Origin of the sequence: Erythrobacter sp. A6_0 (genome assembly GCF_017744235.1) — a bacterium.
In the GTDB taxonomy this organism is placed as follows: Bacteria; Pseudomonadota; Alphaproteobacteria; order Sphingomonadales; family Sphingomonadaceae; genus Qipengyuania.
Genome location: NZ_JAGHQR010000003.1, coordinates 312,847 through 330,849 on the forward strand (window position 1 = coordinate 312,847; position 18,003 = coordinate 330,849).

23 protein-coding genes are annotated in these 18,003 nt (G+C 61.4%); 9 read left to right on the plus strand and 14 right to left on the minus strand.

All coding sequences use genetic code 11. The annotated features are described in order from the left end of the window. Positions 1 to 18: 18 nt before the first annotated feature. The 10 genes from J7347_RS10330 to J7347_RS10375 all read right to left on the minus strand — a co-directional run bounded on the left by J7347_RS10330 (position 19) and on the right by J7347_RS10375 (position 9,412). Positions 19 to 1,371, minus strand: coding sequence for a hypothetical protein (locus tag J7347_RS10330; RefSeq protein ID WP_209161957.1), 1,353 nt, complete (start codon positions 1,369 to 1,371; stop codon positions 19 to 21). Then, on the minus strand, positions 1,368 to 2,552 hold the full coding sequence (locus tag J7347_RS10335; RefSeq protein WP_209161958.1) for an N-acetyl sugar amidotransferase: 1,185 nt from the start codon (positions 2,550 to 2,552) through the stop codon (positions 1,368 to 1,370). The genes J7347_RS10330 and J7347_RS10335 overlap by 4 nt, the downstream gene beginning before the upstream one ends. Beyond that, positions 2,549 to 3,304 (minus strand): HisA/HisF-related TIM barrel protein, encoded by a 756-nt coding sequence (locus J7347_RS10340; protein ID WP_209161959.1) that lies wholly within the window; start codon positions 3,302 to 3,304, stop codon positions 2,549 to 2,551. The genes J7347_RS10335 and J7347_RS10340 overlap by 4 nt, the downstream gene beginning before the upstream one ends. Then, entirely contained in the window at positions 3,301 to 3,918 is a 618-nt protein-coding gene (hisH, locus tag J7347_RS10345) for an imidazole glycerol phosphate synthase subunit HisH (RefSeq protein WP_209161960.1), read from the minus strand. The genes J7347_RS10340 and hisH overlap by 4 nt, the downstream gene beginning before the upstream one ends. Beyond that, entirely contained in the window at positions 3,915 to 5,192 is a 1,278-nt protein-coding gene (locus tag J7347_RS10350) for an oligosaccharide flippase family protein (RefSeq protein WP_209161961.1), read from the minus strand. Before J7347_RS10350 ends, hisH begins: the two co-directional genes overlap by 4 nt. Next, positions 5,189 to 6,118, minus strand: a complete 930-nt coding sequence (locus J7347_RS10355; protein WP_209161962.1) for a hypothetical protein — start codon at positions 6,116 to 6,118, stop codon at positions 5,189 to 5,191. The genes J7347_RS10350 and J7347_RS10355 overlap by 4 nt, the downstream gene beginning before the upstream one ends. Continuing rightward, entirely contained in the window at positions 6,115 to 7,227 is a 1,113-nt protein-coding gene (locus J7347_RS10360; protein WP_209161963.1) for a DegT/DnrJ/EryC1/StrS family aminotransferase, read from the minus strand. Before J7347_RS10360 ends, J7347_RS10355 begins: the two co-directional genes overlap by 4 nt. A gap of 23 nt (positions 7,228 to 7,250) precedes the next feature. Further along, a complete protein-coding gene (locus J7347_RS10365; protein ID WP_209161964.1) occupies positions 7,251 to 7,718 on the minus strand; it encodes an acyltransferase in 468 nt (155 codons plus the stop codon). 3 nt (positions 7,719 to 7,721) lie between these two features. Further along, positions 7,722 to 8,777 (minus strand): Gfo/Idh/MocA family oxidoreductase, encoded by a 1,056-nt coding sequence (locus J7347_RS10370; protein WP_209161965.1) that lies wholly within the window; start codon positions 8,775 to 8,777, stop codon positions 7,722 to 7,724. Positions 8,778 to 9,091: 314 nt separating this feature from the next. Next, positions 9,092 to 9,412: a UrcA family protein gene (locus J7347_RS10375; protein ID WP_209161966.1), complete on the minus strand. Its 321-nt coding sequence runs from the start codon at positions 9,410 to 9,412 to the stop codon at positions 9,092 to 9,094. Positions 9,413 to 9,601: 189 nt separating this feature from the next. On the opposite strand from J7347_RS10375, the gene J7347_RS10380 reads away from it, so the two are divergent. The 4 genes from J7347_RS10380 to J7347_RS10395 all read left to right on the plus strand — a co-directional run bounded on the left by J7347_RS10380 (position 9,602) and on the right by J7347_RS10395 (position 11,944). Next, entirely contained in the window at positions 9,602 to 9,868 is a 267-nt protein-coding gene (locus tag J7347_RS10380; RefSeq protein WP_209161967.1) for a hypothetical protein, read from the plus strand. A 76-nt stretch (positions 9,869 to 9,944) separates the two neighbouring features. Then, positions 9,945 to 10,799: an acylglycerol kinase family protein gene (locus J7347_RS10385; protein WP_209161968.1), complete on the plus strand. Its 855-nt coding sequence runs from the start codon at positions 9,945 to 9,947 to the stop codon at positions 10,797 to 10,799. After that, positions 10,789 to 11,673, plus strand: coding sequence for a metallophosphoesterase (locus J7347_RS10390; protein ID WP_209161969.1), 885 nt, complete (start codon positions 10,789 to 10,791; stop codon positions 11,671 to 11,673). Before J7347_RS10385 ends, J7347_RS10390 begins: the two co-directional genes overlap by 11 nt. Before the next feature lie 70 nt (positions 11,674 to 11,743). After that, positions 11,744 to 11,944 (plus strand): hypothetical protein, encoded by a 201-nt coding sequence (locus J7347_RS10395; RefSeq protein WP_067684946.1) that lies wholly within the window; start codon positions 11,744 to 11,746, stop codon positions 11,942 to 11,944. Positions 11,945 to 12,045: 101 nt separating this feature from the next. Here the strand turns inward: J7347_RS10395 and rpsI are convergent, their stop codons facing one another. The 3 genes from rpsI to J7347_RS10410 form a co-directional block, all read right to left on the minus strand. After that, on the minus strand, positions 12,046 to 12,663 hold the full coding sequence (gene rpsI, locus J7347_RS13330; RefSeq protein WP_245173999.1) for a 30S ribosomal protein S9: 618 nt from the start codon (positions 12,661 to 12,663) through the stop codon (positions 12,046 to 12,048). Beyond that, positions 12,663 to 13,142 carry a 50S ribosomal protein L13 gene (gene rplM, locus J7347_RS10405; protein ID WP_067684944.1) on the minus strand — a complete coding sequence of 160 codons (480 nt, stop codon included), beginning with the start codon at positions 13,140 to 13,142 and terminating at the stop codon, positions 12,663 to 12,665. The genes rpsI and rplM overlap by 1 nt, the downstream gene beginning before the upstream one ends. Before the next feature lie 174 nt (positions 13,143 to 13,316). Then, positions 13,317 to 14,351, minus strand: coding sequence for a COX15/CtaA family protein (locus tag J7347_RS10410; protein WP_209161970.1), 1,035 nt, complete (start codon positions 14,349 to 14,351; stop codon positions 13,317 to 13,319). A gap of 147 nt (positions 14,352 to 14,498) precedes the next feature. Here J7347_RS10410 and J7347_RS10415 point away from each other — a divergent pair, with 147 nt between their 5' ends. Together J7347_RS10415 and thiS are read left to right on the plus strand one after the other, a co-directional pair. Then, entirely contained in the window at positions 14,499 to 14,885 is a 387-nt protein-coding gene (locus J7347_RS10415; RefSeq protein ID WP_209161971.1) for a MerC domain-containing protein, read from the plus strand. A 19-nt stretch (positions 14,886 to 14,904) separates the two neighbouring features. After that, complete coding sequence (gene thiS, locus J7347_RS10420) at positions 14,905 to 15,894, plus strand: sulfur carrier protein ThiS (RefSeq protein ID WP_209161972.1); 990 nt, start codon at positions 14,905 to 14,907, stop codon at positions 15,892 to 15,894. A gap of 6 nt (positions 15,895 to 15,900) precedes the next feature. On the opposite strand, the gene J7347_RS10425 is transcribed toward thiS, so the two are convergent. Then, a complete protein-coding gene (locus tag J7347_RS10425; RefSeq protein ID WP_067684938.1) occupies positions 15,901 to 16,170 on the minus strand; it encodes a hypothetical protein in 270 nt (89 codons plus the stop codon). 116 nt (positions 16,171 to 16,286) lie between these two features. Between J7347_RS10425 and J7347_RS10430 the strand changes: the two genes are divergently transcribed. From J7347_RS10430 to xth, 3 genes are read left to right on the plus strand one after another with little or no spacing between them, the layout of a single operon-like run. After that, positions 16,287 to 16,718 (plus strand): CBS domain-containing protein, encoded by a 432-nt coding sequence (locus J7347_RS10430; RefSeq protein ID WP_209161973.1) that lies wholly within the window; start codon positions 16,287 to 16,289, stop codon positions 16,716 to 16,718. A 42-nt stretch (positions 16,719 to 16,760) separates the two neighbouring features. Next, complete coding sequence (locus J7347_RS10435; protein WP_209161974.1) at positions 16,761 to 17,090, plus strand: iron-sulfur cluster assembly accessory protein; 330 nt, start codon at positions 16,761 to 16,763, stop codon at positions 17,088 to 17,090. A gap of 37 nt (positions 17,091 to 17,127) precedes the next feature. Then, positions 17,128 to 17,919: an exodeoxyribonuclease III gene (xth, locus tag J7347_RS10440; RefSeq protein ID WP_209161975.1), complete on the plus strand. Its 792-nt coding sequence runs from the start codon at positions 17,128 to 17,130 to the stop codon at positions 17,917 to 17,919. The last annotated feature ends 84 nt before the right edge of the window (positions 17,920 to 18,003 follow it).

Sequence of the window (18,003 nt, forward strand, 5' to 3'; positions counted from 1 at the left end):
AAAATCTTGCAGCCTTGGTCAGATGCTTGGTGCGGCCGTACTTCGGAATTGGGTATCTTCTGCTGAACGGTAGAAATAAAGCAGCAGGGCTGCCGCGGCGCCGCCATTGGTAAGGATGGCGGTGAAGAGAGATGCGTCGGCGAGAGATGCGACGAATGGCATAAGCATGGCGCAGACGATCCGACGATTATTCTGCCCCACCATCCGCGACATGAACCATAGCCAAGCTGCGGCGAAGAGGAAGATCACCGGGACGCCCCAGGTACTGAAGCCAGTGATGCCATCCGCGGCAATGAAACTTGCATTGTAATTATTTGCAGCGCCCAGCGTAGGCGTGACGTATCGGCCGATCACCTGCCCGACGGATTCATCTCCGTAAGGATAGGTCGAGAATGCCCGCCCGATCAGCGAGTGCGACAATTTCGTTGTTGGATAGCTTAAAAAGAACTCGCTGTAGATGCCCACAAGTGCTCCCGGCAGCACGAGGATGCGGAAATAGATGAGATCCGACAGGGCGCCCACGAGACCACCCATCAGCACTCTCGGCGCAGTGATCCATGGCCCCATGATCGCGAATGCCAGGATCGCTGCCCTGATGCGCAGAAACACGACACGGCCGTGACGAAACGCCATAAAGGTACCGACAGTAAGCAGCGTTGAGCCCAGAACCACTTTGGCGGCAAGAGTGGAATAGATAAGAAGCTGACCGGCCAGTGCCATGGCCACCAATGACCAGCGCCGTTGCGCCAGGCCGATGACGAGCAGGAACGGATTCACTGCGCCGCTCAAGAACCCCATGACATATACGATGGCGGCGCCACCCAGACCCGACGTCCTGCTGCGTTGATCGTACACCTCTTCGAGGCTCGCGAGGCTCAACGATTGGCCGAAGACTGCGAGAATGGCCACATTGCCGAGTATCCAGCAGGCGATCACTCCCTGCCATAGGGCCTGCCGGGAAATGCGCAGCGGCGGAAACGGCGCTCCATCGCGTAGAAACGCGATGAAGGCAGCCGCTGACACCAGCGTCAGGGTTTCAAGCAGCAGAAGGTCGTCCGTGAGCAAGGTCCCCTGCTGCGGCGGGATCGTTACGGCGGGAATGAACAGGAGGAAGCACAGCACCCATTTAGCAAACCCGACCACTGTCCAGCTGCGCGCCGGCAACAAGGACCCTAATAGCCCCGCCGCTACTACCGATAGTCCTGTGACATTCGGTTCCGGCGGCGTGTACCAGAAGCCGAGATATCCCCAAGTCTTCGACAGCTCGCGATACGTTAGGATTAGGAAGAACCCATAGAAGGCCGCGACGCCTCCGTTCAGCGCGTGGCGCAGCGGAAGGGGGAGACCTCGATCCGAAGTGGTCATTGTCATCGCCGGACCCATCCCGTCACTCGCCGAAGGGCGCTGCGCAGGCGCATCATGCGATCGCTCATCCTTTTGTCGCTGTCGAACGTGTCATGCGGCATAGTCGGCGCGTCGATCAAAGAGGCGAGCTCGCTCGGGTCCATTTCCAGCTTCTTCGCGACGAACCGAGTGTCGCGTTCCGCCTGCCGCGCCGTAGTGATCGGCGTCGACAGTTCTGCGAGGGCCTCGTCGCGCATCATTTGTCCGGCAACGATGAGCGACGAATAGAACAGGCGCCGCTTATCGAAGCGCAGCTTGCGCGGAAGATACACTTCTTGATAAAATTTGGTGAACCGCGACTCGCTATGCTTGGGTCCATAGTCGCGCCAAGCGTAGTGCGCTTCGAGTTCGCGCCGAGCGGCTTCCTTGTCGTAATCGACGAAATCAAGGGGGCGGTAACGGCTGGGCAGGCCGCGGACGCGCGTCGTCCAGAGATATTCGGCCATCGTCATGATTGGATAGGATTTGAGCGGCTGCTCGCCCAAAGCCTTATGGACCGCGCGCACGTGCTTTCCGTCCGTAGAGCTCGGCCCGTCATGCGGAATATGAAGGTTTTCCGATGAGAAATTCACGCCCGACAGGAAACTGCGCACGTCGTATTGCCGCGCGACCCGCAGCAAAGTGGCGAAGAAAGCGTGATCCTGAGGGAAATCCTGATTGAGGACATTAGCCCGCAGAAACGCACGCTGCACGTCGCGCACCTCGCCCCATTCGATGACTTCCGTCACGAGATCGAGATCGAGCGCGCGGACCAGCTTCTCGATATTATGAACCGCAGGTTCGCTGTTCCAACCGGCATCGACGTGTACCGCCAACAGACGCAAGCCGTAGCGGGTCGCCATCAGATGCGCGAGATAAGCGCTGTCGATACCGCCGCTCAGGCCGACCAGCGCGTCGTACCGTTTGCCCTGCCCTTCTTCCTTCAGCTGCGCGACGAGAGCTGCCATGCGCCGTTCGCCCTCGGCCCCCGGCCACCATTCACTCGGCATGCGCGCAAGCGCATCCTTACAGCAATTGCACTGCCCGTCCGGCCCGATGGAAACACCCTCGACACCTTCGGTCATCACGCAAAAGTTGCAGATCGCCGCATTCCCGAGCGGCGTCGTAATGGGGTTCAGATCGACCTTATCGCCTGCCGCTGAAATCATAAGCCGCCGCCTGCACTGTCCGTTAAATCTTCCGGGTAGGTGACGAGCACGGCGCGCAGCCGCCCGATAAAGCTGAAGGTGCTGCCCGAAGCGCCTGCCGCCGCGCCAGCCTCGATGGATTCGGCGAGATGGGCGACCTCGCCTGCACCGCCCAGCGCGATGAGCGGAACCGGAATCTCGTCCGCGACCTTCGCAATCATTGCTAGATCCATCCCTGTTCGCGCGCCGTCGCGCTCGATCGATTGCAGAATAACTTCTCCCGCGCCCGCTGCGACGGCGGCTTGCGCGAGGTCCAGCGGAGAAAGCCCCGTGTCGTGCTGCCCGCCATCCACAAAAGCACGCCCGTCGCGATGATCGACACAGGCCACCACCGAAGACGAACCGTAGACGCTCGCCAGCGCATCAATGAGCGCGGCATCGGTCGCACCGGCACCCACCACGAATTTCTCGACTCCGTTCCGTGCGAGCGGTGCGCATTGGCGCACGTCACGAAGGCCTCCGCCGTAAGCGAGCGGCATGAAGCATTCGCCGGCGAGCTCGGCGACGAAGCCGTGATCGATCTCGTATCCGTCCCGCCCCGCGTCGATGTCGAGAATGCAAAGCTCATCCACCTCCTTCTCATTGAACAGGCGAATGACATTGAAGGGGTCGCCGATATAGGTGCGCTCACCGAACGCGACCGTCTTCACCAGCCGCCTATGACGATCAAGCAGCAGCACGGGGATATAACGGGGGCGGGCGATATCGCTCATAGCCGAGCAAACGCTTCTAGTAGGAGCATACCGTGGCGGTGACTCTTCTCGGGATGGAATTGCACTCCATGAAGTGTATCGCGCGAAACTGCGACCGTCACGTCTTCGCCGCCGCGGGAAATCGTGCCCGCGACATCGTCCGGATCGGCGCAGACCATGCGATAGCTGTGTACGAAATAGAAGCGCCCGGCTCGCGCGGTATCATCGAGTAGCGGCGAAACGCGCGGTTTGTCGACCAGATGCCAACCGATATTCGGAACTGCCAGTTTGCTTCCATCTTGCCCGGTCGCAGGAAGCCGCACGGTTACCGCGTCGATCAGCCCCAATCCAGGCAGGGTGCCCTCCTCGCTCGATCGACCAAGCAGCTGCATACCGAGGCACACCCCCAACATGTTGGCACCGCGCGCGACAGCATCGTGCAAGGGCGCCACCAGATCGCGTGCCGCGAGTTCGCGCATGGCATGATCGAACGCGCCGACTCCGGGAAGGACCAAATGATCCGCGCGAGCAATCGCTGTTGCATCGTCGGTGGGAACCGCGTCGAAGCCCAAATGGCCGAACATGTTGACGAGGCTGGCGATGTTGCCAACCCCGTAATCGACAATACGAATCATTTCGGGTCGCTCTCAACAAGTAGCGGATCGGGCGCGATCGCGGGGGCGCTCAGCGGATGTTTCAGTGCGTGTGCGCATAGAATGAGGAAGACGATGTTGGCAATCACAAGCAGCGCGCTGTGCAACGCCACGGAGACGACCACCGATAGATTCAGGATAGGAACAGCCGCCCACAGGCCGATAAGAGCCGTCAGCCGCGTGACGTCCCAAGCCATTTGGGTCTTTTGTCGCCCCACCACGCTGAGAGTCATGTTCACGCCGCCCGTTACCAGCCCGACGAATGTGGCCGGAGCCAGAACCTGGGCCAACGTCCCGGCGAGCTCCCATTCGCTCCCGAAAAGCAGGACGAACGCCGTCGGAGCGAGCAGGATGACCAGCACGGTCGGGATGATGCCGATGAGCGCCAGCCATCGTATGACACTGAGAAAATGCGTCTTCGCTTCGGTTCCGTTGCGCATCGCGGTAGCGAGCTGTCCCATAAAGGCCTGCGACACCGATGTCGCCACCACGGCGACGGGAAGCGACAAGACACGATCGACCAGCGCGTATTGACCCGCAGCGTTCGCATCGAAGGTCGCATAGATCATGATTGGCGTGATTGTGACGCCAGCGGAGTTTATGATGAACCCGGGTAACGCGACGAGCGGATATTCGCGATATCGAGTGGCTACAGCGCGGATCGACACGCGACCGATCCGGCTCATCGGAGCGCGCTTGCGCATCCAGCGATAAAGCCAAGCGAGGCTTGCAATACGCCCGAGGAAATCGGCGAAGACGAGACCGCTATTGCCGATACGCGCCACGCCAAGTGCGACACCTACTCCAGCATAGCTGACGGCTTGTGCAATCTTACTGTTGGCGTTCACGGAAAAGCGTTCGTCCCGGATCGCGACGTAAAGCAGCACTTGGCCGACGCTGGTCGCTACCATCGCCGCAATCGGTGTCCACAACGGAAAAGGCGACTGCGCCAACCAGCTATCAGGGAACAGGGCCGCTCCGCCATAGGCCACCGCCAGAAGGAATGCCGTTACAACAATATTAGCCCGGAAGCAGAGACTAAGCAGCGAGGAAAGCTCGGTGTCCTCGGCACGCAAAATCGCAATATCGTAACGAAGGCTGGGCAAGACGATCAACATCGTCAGCACGGACAAATAGAGCTGGAGATGACCGAATGCCGCCGGGTCGAACAGACGTGTGAGGACCGGCAGGATCAGGACCGCCACAGCCTGCGCGATGACGGTGCCGCGCATCACTGTGACGATGTTGCGGATCATGTAAGAATAGTTTCTGGCAGGTTTAAGCGCTCCCGCACGTGGTCGACGAATGCAAGTGGTATCTTCGTGCCGTATCCGGCCTCAATGTCGCGTGAACGATCGGTATATATTGGTAGGATCGCCTGCCCAGGATATGAGAGCCGGGGCACATTGCCGAGAAATCCGCCCCAAAGGCTGAAGCCCGAGCCCGATGCGATCAGCGCGACGCCATGACCAATTTGCAGCAGGTCCGTTACGGATTCTTGCGGGGGTACCCTCATTGTCTTTGGACGTTCAAGTAATGGTGCAAGATCAGCACTGGAACCATCCGAAAAAACGAGTGCGCGGACATCGAAGCCAAGCGCATCGCGCAATGCGTCGAGCCGATCACCATACCAATCGATCGGTAGGCGCGTGTTCGTCATTGTTGCGGCAACGTCACCCGACGGTTTTTTGAAATCCCCCATACGGACGTGAATTGCGATGAATGGCGCAGACGGGCGCGAAGGCCGGTATCGAGGCCGTGTCATCGCAAGGAGCTCCTTTCGCAGGAAAGCCCCGTGCCCAATTACCTGTGAGAAGGATTTTCTCTCATTGTCCTTCACCGCATTGTGCACGCAAACGAGGACCGGTTCCTCCCCCAATTGAGTTCGATCGATAACCGATCCCGGCCATTCGGGTCCGATCTTGATCCGGCGTGCTCGTGTCAGCACCATAAGCCGTCGCAGTCCCGCAACCGCATTCCCGCGGCCAAACAATTTGAAATAGGTTCGCTTGTCGCGCTCGCGACGCAAGTAAGGCCCGATCCGTGGCCTTAACCAGAACGGCGCGAGCATCGTCGCTCCGGTCTGTTCGCACCACAATCGGCAACGCGCCCAAGCCAGTAGTCCGTGCGCCAGACCATAGCGGCCCAGAACTGGAATCGCATAAATGGACGGTTTACTCATTTTTCGACGTTCATTGCGTCCCGTACGCCAGCAACAACCTCGTCCTGCTGCGCCTCGCTCAGTTCCGCATAGATCGGCAGCGAAAGTATCCGCTCTTGCAACCGGTGCGCAACGGGGAAATCGTCGGCCGTGTGACCACGATCGGCATAGGCCGGAAGGAATGGCAATGCCCGGCGGTAGTTGATGACCGTGGGCACGCCACGCGCCTTCAGCGCGGATTGAAGGGCATCCCGTTCGTCCGTTTCGATCACGTAGAGGTGGTAGACATGCCCCCGCCCATCTGCCGCCGTCGGCGTCGTGATACTGGGTATATCGGCAAGCAACCTGTCGTAGCGTGCCGCGACCGCGCGCCGACGCTCTGTCCAGTCGGCGAGGTGCGGCAGCTTCACTCTGAGTATGGCCGCCTGAAGCCCGTCGAGACGGCTATTGATACCCTCGATCTCGTGGTCGCCCTTGTTAATCCCGCCATGCCGCGCGAACCGGGCCATCTTTCGCGCCAGGTCGTCGCTGCTCGTCGTCGCCGCACCCGCATCGCCCATCGCGCCAAGATTCTTGCCAGGATAGAAAGACCAAGAAGAAATCTCGCCGAATGTACCGACCTGCTGGCCCCGATAGGTCGCGAGGTGTGCTTGCGCGCAATCCTCGATCACCCACAAGGCACGTCGCTTTGCGATCTCCATAATCGGATCCATGTCGGCTGCTTGGCCATACAGATGAACAGGGATGATGCCGACGGTTCGGTCGGTAATTGCCTCCTCGATCAGATTCGGATCGATCGTCGAAGTAGTGGGATCGATATCGACGAACACCGCTTTGGCGCCGTGCTGTCCGATGGTCTCGCTAGTCGAAATCCAGGTCTGTGCGGGCACGATAACCTCGTCCCCCGGCTTCAAGCCCAACGCATGCATCGCGATGTAGAGAGAATCGGTACCGTTTGCGGCCGACACGCAGTGCTTCGCCTGCATCAGCTCGGCGTATTCGGCCTCGAAGGCCTCGACATCGGGGCCGCGCACGAAGCTGCTGTTGGCGATGGTCCGCGCGATAGCGGCGTCGATCTCATCCTTCAGCGAACTATATTGCGCATAAAGGTCGACGAAAGGCACAGGCATGAAAGGTCTCCGAATCTGAAGGATCAGGCGCGGCGCAAGAGACGCGCTGGGTTGCCGGCATAGCTGCCGGGCACGTCGATCGACTTGGTCACGACGGCACCGGCACCGATGACGACGTCATCGCAGATTGTGACCGGCATGATGGTGGCATTGGAACCGATCGAAACTCTATCGCCGATTACGGTCGCTTCCCATTTGCTCATATCGCCCCGGGCGGGACCACCTCCGGAAAAACGGTCATTAACGAACATCACTCCGTGTCCGATAAAGCAATCGGCGCCGATGGTCACAAGCTCACAAACGAAACTGTGACTTTGAACGCGGGTCCGCGCACCGATGCTAACTCCGCGCTGCACTTCGCAAAAAGGACCGACGAAAACGCCGTCGCCAAGTTCGCATTCGTAGAGATTGCCCGGCTCTACCACGGTCACACCTCTACCAGTGGCAATGTCACGAACGGCAGCTTCGATGAGCCTCACAGTACCGGCCATAATTTAACCGCCCAAACGAGCATGCCGCGAGCGGAACTGAATCGGCACCTCAAGCCCAGTCTCGATTGATTCGTAAAGCGCGGTGATCAACTCAAGACTACGCCGCCCCTCCAGCCCATCAACCAATGCTGCGGCGTCGTTTTTCAGGCAATCGAGGACATGTTCGTAATAGGCCTGATGCCCATATCCGTACACATTCGGTGGATTGACGGAGTACTTGTCCAGCACCTCGGCATCATCCGACTGCGGCTCCACAAAATCCCATGTCACCATCTTGTTGACCGCGAAACCGCCGATCACCACTGTTCCACCCTCTCCCAAAATTGACAATGAGCCCTCTAGATCTCGCGGACGCGCGGCATTGGTCGCTTCGATGACACCCAGCGCGCCATTGGCGAACTGCAAAGTGGCAATCGCGGTGTCTTCCGCTTCGATATCCACAAGTGTCCGACTGGCGCGGGCGTGAACCGAGACGACATTGCCCATAAAATATTCTAACAAATCAACGTGATGGCTCGCCTGATTAGCAAGGACTCCGCCGTCCTGCGCCCAAGTTCCGCGCCAGCTATCCTGATCATAATAACTCTGGTCGCGGCGCCAACGTACCCTGACGGTGCCGAGAACCAGTTTCCCGAAGCGGCCCGCCTCGAGCGCTTCACGCGCCTTTACGACCGGTACGTTCAGTCGATTCTGCTTTACGACAAAAAGCTTCACACGCGCTTGGTCACACGCTGCGATCATCGCATCGGCATCATCCAGCCGCAACGCCATCGGCTTTTCGACAATGACATGCTTGCCAGCCCGGGCAGAGAGGATGGCATGTTCGGCGTGCATTCCGCTGGGAGTAAGCACGACCACCACCTCGACATTCGGGTCACCCAACATTCGTTCTAGGCTGTCATAGGCGGCCACATCGTACTTCGCCTTGGCCTCGGCCAGCCTCTGGCTATCAATATCGCATATGGCGACAAGTTGCGCGCCGTCGATCTCACCGCCCCCAAGCAAATCAAGATGGCGCTTCGAAATGCGGCCACAACCTACGACACCAAACTTAATCATTTTTATTCCCGAAAAAAGCAAGGAGCCAATGCCCAAATGCGGCGGACGCGGACATGCGGAGAAATTTCCGCGCGGCATAAGCGTATAGTAATGACCTGACAAGGGTTCCTTGGCTGCTTGCTTTCTTCCGACTTTGAACCATCGATCACCAACATTACCGAGGGTTAGATCACGGCTGATCGCGTGTCGCCGTCGCTTAAGATAATTCGGCTCTCCCGATCGCGCGAGCAAACTCTTCGCATGAGAAAAAGAAGCGAGATATCCTGTTGCGGTAGGTCTGACTTGGCTGAAAAGGCGATCGGCGCACCGATGAATCAGCCGCCCAATAGCCGCTCCTGCGTGGCGGCGGCGACCTGCTTCGCCGTTTTGGCTTTCACTTCGGCTACGCATGCGCGCATTTTGGAATTCCTGGCGATCCGCGTGCCGCTGCGCTGCTCATCATAGCCGCAGATCTTGCGCGCAGCACCGGCGATCCGCTTATCGAGCGTCGCTTGGCCTTGCGGGCTGGTGAGATCGAGATCGGAATATTGGACACCGATGCTCATGCTCTGCGCCACAACGGGGGTAGAGCTGGCCGTAAGAGCCAAACTGAACGCTGCGATTGCGGATGAGAGAGGGACGAATTGCGTTTTCATACTATCCTCCTGGGTTGCGGCGCGCCCGGAACGTAGGGGGGGAGGCGCGCCGCAGACCGAGTAATGGGCGTTTACGATCGTAGTCGCATCTCGCTATCGACGGGTGCGGCTGTCTTCCGATCGGTTGCGCATGATCGCGGACGAACGACCTCTGGCGATCCGCCAACGACGCGCCTATCCCCTTCGTCGATGCTGTTCGCGCTCGTCTTTCTGTTGGGGATTGCCAATTTCGCCGCCCACAAGGCGGTGCTGGAAAGCGGCCATCCGATCCTGGAGCGAATGGCATGGTTGCGACCGGGGCGGTTCGGACCGCCCTCGCTGATCGTGGAATTCGCGGTCCTGCTGGCGACGCTGCTGCTCTTGGCGGAGGGGTATGGAGGGATCGGTTGGGTCTACGCGATCTATAGCCTGTGCAATATCGGCAGCGCCTGGGCGCTGCTGACAGGCCGGATGTGACCGAGCGTTCGATCTAATTCAGAGGGTTATCGCCTCTGCGCCCGGAACCGGCGCGTGAATGAAGCGCTTGGCTTCTATGGCTCCGATCGACACCATCTGGCTGGTCCTCAACGCACGCAGCGGCAGCAATGAAGACGGCGCGATTGCGGAGCTGCGCGACCACTGCGAGCGTCGCAACCTCTCTCTGGCGCGCGAAATCTGCTTTCCTGACGAGGATCTGCCGACGGCGAGCGAGCTGGACGCGGCTGGGATCAATTGCCTCGCCGTCTTTACCGGAGACGGGACGCTGAATGCGGCGATCACCGGGCTTTATGGTTGGTCGGGATCGATCCTCGTGCTGCCCGGCGGAACGATGAACTTGCTCAGCCGGAGAATGCATGGCGAGGCCGAGTGCGAAGAAATCCTCGACCGGATCGCAAGCGGCGCTTTCCGGAAGGTTCGACCACAAGTCGTCCGGTGCGAAGCAGGCGACGCTCTGGCCGGGCTGTTGAGCGGGCCGGGAACGTCGTGGGCCAGCGTGCGCGAAGCGATGCGCGATTTCGATATCGCCGCTCTCGCCGAGGAAACCGGCGAGGCGCTGGCCGAGACGACGGGCGGGGCGTTCGTGCGTCTGAGGACTCCCGAACTGGGCTCGCGCGAAGGCTATCCGATGATCGAATTCACACCCAGCCATCGCGGCCTGCAACTCGACGCCTATCGGGCTCAGGATCCCGGCGATTTCCTGCGTCAGGGTTGGGCCCTGCTGCGCCGCCGCTTTCGCGAAGGGCCGCATGAACGGCTGGGACTGTTCGACGAGCTGGAGCTGGAGAATTGCGAGAATGCTCCGATCGGAGTTCTGCTGGACGGCGAACCCGCAACCCTTGGATCGCGCGCCACGTTTTCCGTGGCCGCGTGCGAAGTCGATCTGCTAGCAACCGCCCATGGCTACTGATCTCTCGCCCGCCCGAAACCGCCGCGAAACGCTCGTCTTCCATGTCTCCGATGTGCATTTCGGGCTGGAAGACACCGATGCGATCGCCTGGGTCAAGCGGGAGATCGCGGAGAAGCGGCCCGATGCCGTTGCGATCACCGGCGATCTGACCATGCGCGCCCGTCACCGCGAATTCGAAGCGGCCACGCAATGGATCCGCTCGCTCGATGTGCCGATCACGGTTGAGGTCGGCAATCACGACCTGCCCTATTTCAATCTGATCGAGCGCTTCTTCACCCCCTACAAGCGCTTCAAGGGCGTCGAATCGGTGGTCGAAAAGGAGCTCGACCTGCCGGGCCTCGCGATCGTGCCGCTCAAGACCGCTGTCCGCGCCCAACCGCGTTTCAACTGGTCGAAAGGCTGGATCACCGATGCGGCGCTGACGAAGTGCCTCGACGCCATCGATGCCCTTCCCGAGGGCGTGAAGGCCCTGGTCGCCGTCCACCATCCGCTGCGCGAGGTCGGTACGAAGGGCACGGCGCTGACGCATGGCGGGCAGAAGGCTCTGACCGCTCTTGCCCAGCGACCGGTTCTCGGCGTGCTGAGCGGCCATGTCCACGATCCCTTCGATCTGACGCAGGAGACCGTCCACGGTCCGGTGCGGATGATCGGAGCCGGCACGCTGTCGCAACGTGTGCGCTCCACTCCGCCGAGCTTCAACGAATTGCGCTGGGATGGTGAGACATTGACGGTGCGCGCTCGCAATCTGGGCGATGTCAGCACGCGCGACATGCAGATCGACGATGTGCCCGAAGATGCGATGCCGCCGCGCCAGCCGGGCGAGCCGGTCGCTCCGGTCAATCAGGTCCCCCGCACCGATCCGCCGGTGCATTGAAGCCTGTCGGCTCAATCGAATCGTAACCATTCCGCGGCATGGTAGGCGTCCGTATTAATGGAGGCCGGACATGACCGAACTCATCAAGGCATTGCCCTGCGGCGCGCTTCTGGCGTGGATCACCGCCCTGTTCATCGGGCACGGCGGCGGCATGGGCGGAACGCTCGCGATCGAACAGATGCAGATTATGGACCAGTCCTTTTTCTGGTCCTGGCCTATTTTCCTTGGCGGCACCGCGCTCGCCTGGGGCATCATGGCGATCCAGAACTGACGCCGCATAGCGACAGGTTTCACCCCCGACTCTCGATCGCCCACGAAAAAGGGCGGCCCCTTTCGGAACCGCCCTTCCTCGGTGATCGATAGATCGCTGACTTAGCGCTTCGAGAACTGGAAGCTGCGGCGAGCCTTGGCCCGGCCGTACTTCTTGCGTTCCACCACGCGGCTGTCGCGGGTGAGGAAGCCGGCGGCCTTGACGGTGCCACGCAGCGTCGGCTCGTACTTGGTCAGCGCCTGGCTGATGCCGTGCTTCACGGCACCGGCCTGGCCGGACAGACCGCCACCGCGCACGGTAGCGATCACGTCGTACTGGCCTTCACGCTCGGTGATCGAGAAGGGCTGGTTGATGATCAGGCGCAGGGTCGGACGCGCGAAGTAGACTTCCTGGTCCTTGCCGTTGACGATGACCTTGCCGCTGCCCGGCTTCAGCCAGACGCGCGCGGTGGCGTCCTTGCGGCGTCCGGTGGCGTAGGCGCGGCCCTGCTTGTCCAGCTCCTGCTCGCGCAGGGGAACGTCGGCGCGCTGCGCGATCTCGGCGGAATCGCCCTGCGGCGTATCGCCGGCGATGTCCTTGAGATCGGCGAGGTCGGAGACGCTGCTCTTCGCGTCGGCGCCCTCGTTCTCACTCGTCGCGCCCTTGGTCGCGGCGTCTGCGGTCGTGTCGGCGGCGTTTTCGGACGCGGTGGTGTCGGGCGTGGTGTTGTCGTCGGCCATTATGCGGCAGCCTTGTTCTTGCGGTTCAACGAAGCGACGTCGAGCGTCTGCGGCTGCTGGCCGTCATGCGGGTGTTCGGTCCCGGCATAGAGGTGGAGCGCCTTCATTTGCGCCCGGCCAAGCGGCCCGCGCGGAATCATGCGCTGCACGGCCTTTTCCAGCACGCGCTCGGGGAAGCGGCCTTCCAGCACCTTGGCCGGAGTCGTTTCCTTGATGCCGCCCGGGTGGCCGGTGTGCTTGTAATAGATCTTATCGGTCATCTTGCGGCCGGTGAACTTCACCTTGTCCGCGTTGATGACGATGACGTGATCGCCGCAATCGACATGGGGCGTGAAGCTCGGCTTGTGCTTGCCGCGCAGGTGGTTGGCGATGATCGCCGCTAGGCGCCCGACGACGAGCCCTTCGGCGTCGATCAGGTGCCATTTCTTTTCGACCTCTGCCGGCTTGATCGACCGGGTGGCCTTGGTGAGAGCCTTCATGGCGCTGTTCCGTCCTTGATGTTGCTTGGCCCCGGCGCGAAGCCGAGTCCGTGGAGCAGCGAATCCGGACCAGCCGGATATCGCGATGCGGCGCGCAAATGGCTCTGGATTGCGCGCAAGTCAAGCAAATCCGGGGATGCTAGATGGGGTATAATAATACCCCAAGGCTTGAGATCAGGTCTTGCGGCCCAATGCGTGTGCGTTCCATGCGAAGGTTGCAGTCAGCAATGCGCCCACAACCTGGTGCGCCACTGCCAGCCAGAGATCCACTCCGCTGACGACCGTCGCGATACCGAGCAGAATCTGCGTCCCCAGCAGCGCATTCATCGCGATCGAAGCGGGGCGCGCGATCGGCTTCACCCGCCGGGCCATCACGATCAGCGCCACGAACGCAACCCATGCCCACCAGCGGTGGAGGAAATGGATCAGGAACGGATCGTGCGTGATCGCGTGAAACAGGCCCCCTGTCGCGTCGAATTCCGGCACCAGCCGCCCCTGCATCAAGGGCCAGGTGTCGGAAGCGAGCCCGGCGTTAAGGCCGGCGACCCAAGCGCCGAGCAGGAGCTGAACGAACAGGATCGCGCCCACCCAGCTCGCCGTGACAGTCCAGAGCGAGCGCGGCGCGCTGCGGTTGGCCAATTGCCGGAGATCGAGCGCGGTCCACACCAGTCCGCCCAGAGTGAAGAATGCCGTCAGCAAATGGATGGACAGCCAGAAGTGGCTCACATCGGTCATCGTGCCCGCCAGCCCGCTCTTGACCATGAACCAACCGAACACGCCCTGTAGACCGCCCAGCGCAAGCAGCGCGACGAGCCGGTGCTTATACCCTTTCGGAATAGCGCCTTTTATCCAGAACCAAGCGAGCGGCACGGCGAAGGTGATACCTATCACCCGGCCAAGCAGCCGGTGGAACCATTCCCAGAAATAGATGAATTTGAACGCCGCCAGATCCATACCCGCCGGGCCGGTCACATTGATGTATTCCCCGGTGCGGCGATACAGGTCGAACTCGGCCTGCCAGGCCGCCTCGCTCAGCGGTGGGATCGCCCCGGTGATCGGTTTCCACTGGGTGATCGACAGTCCGCTTTCGGTCAGGCGCGTGATGCCGCCGACTGCCACCATCAGAACCACCAAGGCAGCGACCACCAGCAACCAATTGGCGATCGCGATCGGGCGCGCAGGCGAGATGGAACGCGATGAAATCGACATGGGCGCTGTTTGCTGCGCGCGGCGGCGCATCGCAAGTGCATTTGCAGCACCAAGTGCGTTCCTGCGTGCAAGACCCGGCTCGGCAATGCAGCGAAAAAACGTCAGCACCCCTTGCATTATGTTACATTGTCACATACTTGAGCGCTCATGGTGGAACGCCCGATCTCTCCGTTTCGGCGTCGGCTCGATCGCGCCGGCATTGCGCTTTCGGGTCTGTGCGCGCTGCATTGCGTGGTCAGCATCATGATCGTCGCGGGGCTGGGCGCAGGGTTCGGCATTGGGGGCGAATTGTTCCTCAACCCCGATATCCATCGCATCGGCCTCGTCTTTGCCGTGCTGATCGCCGCAGTGGCCATCGGCTGGGGTGCGTTGCGCCATCGCAAGGCCGCGCCCTTCGTGATTGCGATGACCGGGCTGACCTTCATGGGTGGTGCTCTGGCCGTGCCGCATGGTGAGAAAGAGGCGATTTTGACCATCATCGGCGTCGCGCTGGTCTCGCTCGGCCATATCCTCAACTTGCGCCATTCGCATTGAGGCCTATGTCGCGCGGGTGATGACCCAGCCTCTTTCCCTGACCGTCAACGGCGAAACCCGCCGCACCAGTGCAGCCACCGTCGCCGATCTCGTTCGCGAGCTTGAACTCGATCCTGCCAAGGTGGCGGTCGAACGCAACGGCACCATCGCGCCACGCAGCGAACTCGAACAGCATGCCTTGGCAGAAGGCGACACGCTGGAGATCGTCCATTTTGTCGGCGGCGGCGACCATGACGTGCAGGATGACAGCTGGACCGTCGCGGGCCGCACGTTCCGGTCGCGCCTGATCGTCGGAACGGGCAAGTACAAGGATTTCGCCCAGAACGCAGCCGCGCTCGAAGCCTCAGGGGCGGAGATCGTCACCGTGGCGGTGCGGCGCGTCAATGTCAGCGATCCCAAGGCGCCGATGCTGACCGATTTCATCGATCCCAAGAAGGTGACCTACCTCCCCAATACCGCCGGATGCTTCACCGCCGACGATGCGATCCGCACGCTTCGTCTCGCGCGCGAGGCGGGGGGCTGGGATCTCGTCAAACTCGAAGTCTTGGGCGAAGCGCGTACGCTGTATCCCGATATGCGCGAAACGCTGAAAGCGACCGAGGTGCTGGCGAAGGAGGGCTTCCTCCCCATGGTCTATTGCGTCGATGATCCGATTGCGGCGAAGCAGCTGGAAGAGGCGGGCGCCGTTGCAGTCATGCCGCTGGGCGCGCCGATCGGATCGGGCCTCGGCATCCAGAACCGCGTGACCATTCGCCTGATAAAGGAAGGGGCTAGCGTGCCCGTTCTCGTCGATGCGGGCGTCGGCACTGCGAGCGATGCGGCAGTGGCGATGGAGCTGGGCTGCGACGGCGTGCTGATGAACACCGCCATCGCCGAAGCGAAGGATCCGGTCCGCATGGCGCAGGCCATGAAGCTGGCAGTCGAAGCTGGACGGCACGCCTATCTCTCGGGCCGGATGGGGACGCGCAAATACGCCGATCCCTCCAGTCCGCTGGCGGGACTGATCTGACGCGTCTTATTCGTCGATCGAATCGTCGTGGCCGGTTCCGGCCGACAGGAAGACGAGGCCCATCAGCGCGCTCGCCAGCAGCATCGTGAAGCCGATGCCCAGCGCCACCGCGATATAGTAATGCACCGACGCCTCGCTCTCGCCATCGTAGAGAAAGGCGATCGCCACTGCGACCACGCCAATCGTGATCGCAAGCATGAACCACATGATGCGGCGATAGCGCGCCCAGGCGAAGGCGGCGGTTTCGGGGTCTTCGAGGGGAGACTTGCGAGCCATGAGCGCTTCAATGCGCGTTCCTCCGAATGCGCGCAAGACCGGCCGGATGTACCGCGATTCGCGTTTCGTAAACAATCGTGGCATTCTCACGCCCGAAGCGGGTGAGGAGAGCGGCAATGAATATCGCGAATTTGATCGAGGGACGGGCGAGTTCGGAAATCGTGAGCTGCACGGTGGACAGGCCCATGCGCGATGTAGTCGCGCTGTTGGCGGACCGGCGCATCGGGGCTCTGCCGGTGATGGAGGAAGGCCGGGTCGCGGGCATTTTCTCGGAACGCGACGTCTTGTATTGCCTCGCCAAGGAAGGTGCCGCTGCGCTCGACCGGCCGGTGCGCGAAGCCATGACCGCGCCCGCCATCACGGTCGACCGCGCCACGGATGTGGACGAAGCGCTTTCGCTGATGACCAGGCGGCGTATCAGGCATCTTCCCGTCCTCGACGGAGAAACCCTGTGCGGCTTCATTTCCATCGGCGATCTGGTCAAATCGAAGATAGATCAGGTCGAACACGAAGCGGCGCAGATGCGGCAATATATCCAGACCGCCTGAGATGCGCTTGAGGGGAGGGCTTCGGCTCCCTACATCGGGACTATGTCCGAACCGCTCTCCCTGACCCAAGCTGCCGCCGACCGCGTCGCGGCCATCGCCGCCAAGCAGGGCGCGCCCGCGATCCTGCGCCTTTCCGTGGAAGGCGGGGGGTGTTCGGGCTTCCAGTACAAGTTCGGCCTCGCCCCCGAAGCCGAGAGCGATGACAGCGTCAGCGAAACGGGCGACGTGCGGTTGGTCGTCGATCCGGTCAGCCTCGACCTCGTTGCAGGCAGCACGGTGGATTTCGTCGAATCGTTGGGTGGGGCGGCGTTCCGCGTCGAAAATCCGCAAGCGGCTGCCGGCTGTGGTTGCGGGACCAGCTTCGGCATTTGAATTAGACGCGTAGGCCGGTTTCGGGCAGACGGTCCCGATGCGCATTGCCAGCTTCAACATCAACGGGATCAAGGCGCGACTGCCGCGTCTCAAGGAATGGCTCGCGGAGACGCGGCCCACGGTCGCCTGCCTGCAGGAGATCAAGACGCAGGACGAAGGCTTCCCGGCAGCCGAATTTGAAGAGATCGGCTATCACGCGATCTGGCACGGGCAGAAAAGCTTCAATGGCGTGGCGATCCTGGCCGATGGAGTAAAGCCGGTTGAGACCCGGCGCGGCCTGCCCGAACTCTTCCCCGAAGATGCCGAGGACGATCACGCCCGGTATCTCGAAGCCGAGGTAAATGGAATCCGCGTGGGCTGCATCTACCTGCCCAACGGCAATCCGCTTCCCGGCTCCAAATTCGATTACAAATTGCGCTGGATGGAGCGGCTGAGAACGCATGCCGCCTCGCTCTGGAGACAGGAAATTCCCACCGCGCTGGTCGGCGATTACAATGTCATTCCCGAGGACAAGGATGTCTGGTCGCCCAAGGCCATGGCGAGCGATGCGCTGATGCAGCCTGAATCGCGCAATGCCTACGCCCGTATGCTGGCGGACGGGTGGACCGACGCGATCGACACACTCAACCCGCGCGGCGGCGTATGGACCTTCTGGGACTATCAGGCAGGCGCCTGGCAACGCGACCACGGGTTCCGGATCGATCACCTGCTCCTGTCGCCCGAACTCGCCGACAGAATGACGGCGGCGGGTGTCGACAAGGAATATCGCGGGCGCGAGAAATCGAGCGATCACACGCCCGTCTGGGTGGAATTCCAAGACGAACACTGATTGCGGTCGGTCGCATCAGCGACCGCGTGCCGACCGTTAGGCCGTAGCCAAGCGAGCCGGACGGCTCGCGCCCGGGGCTTGAGG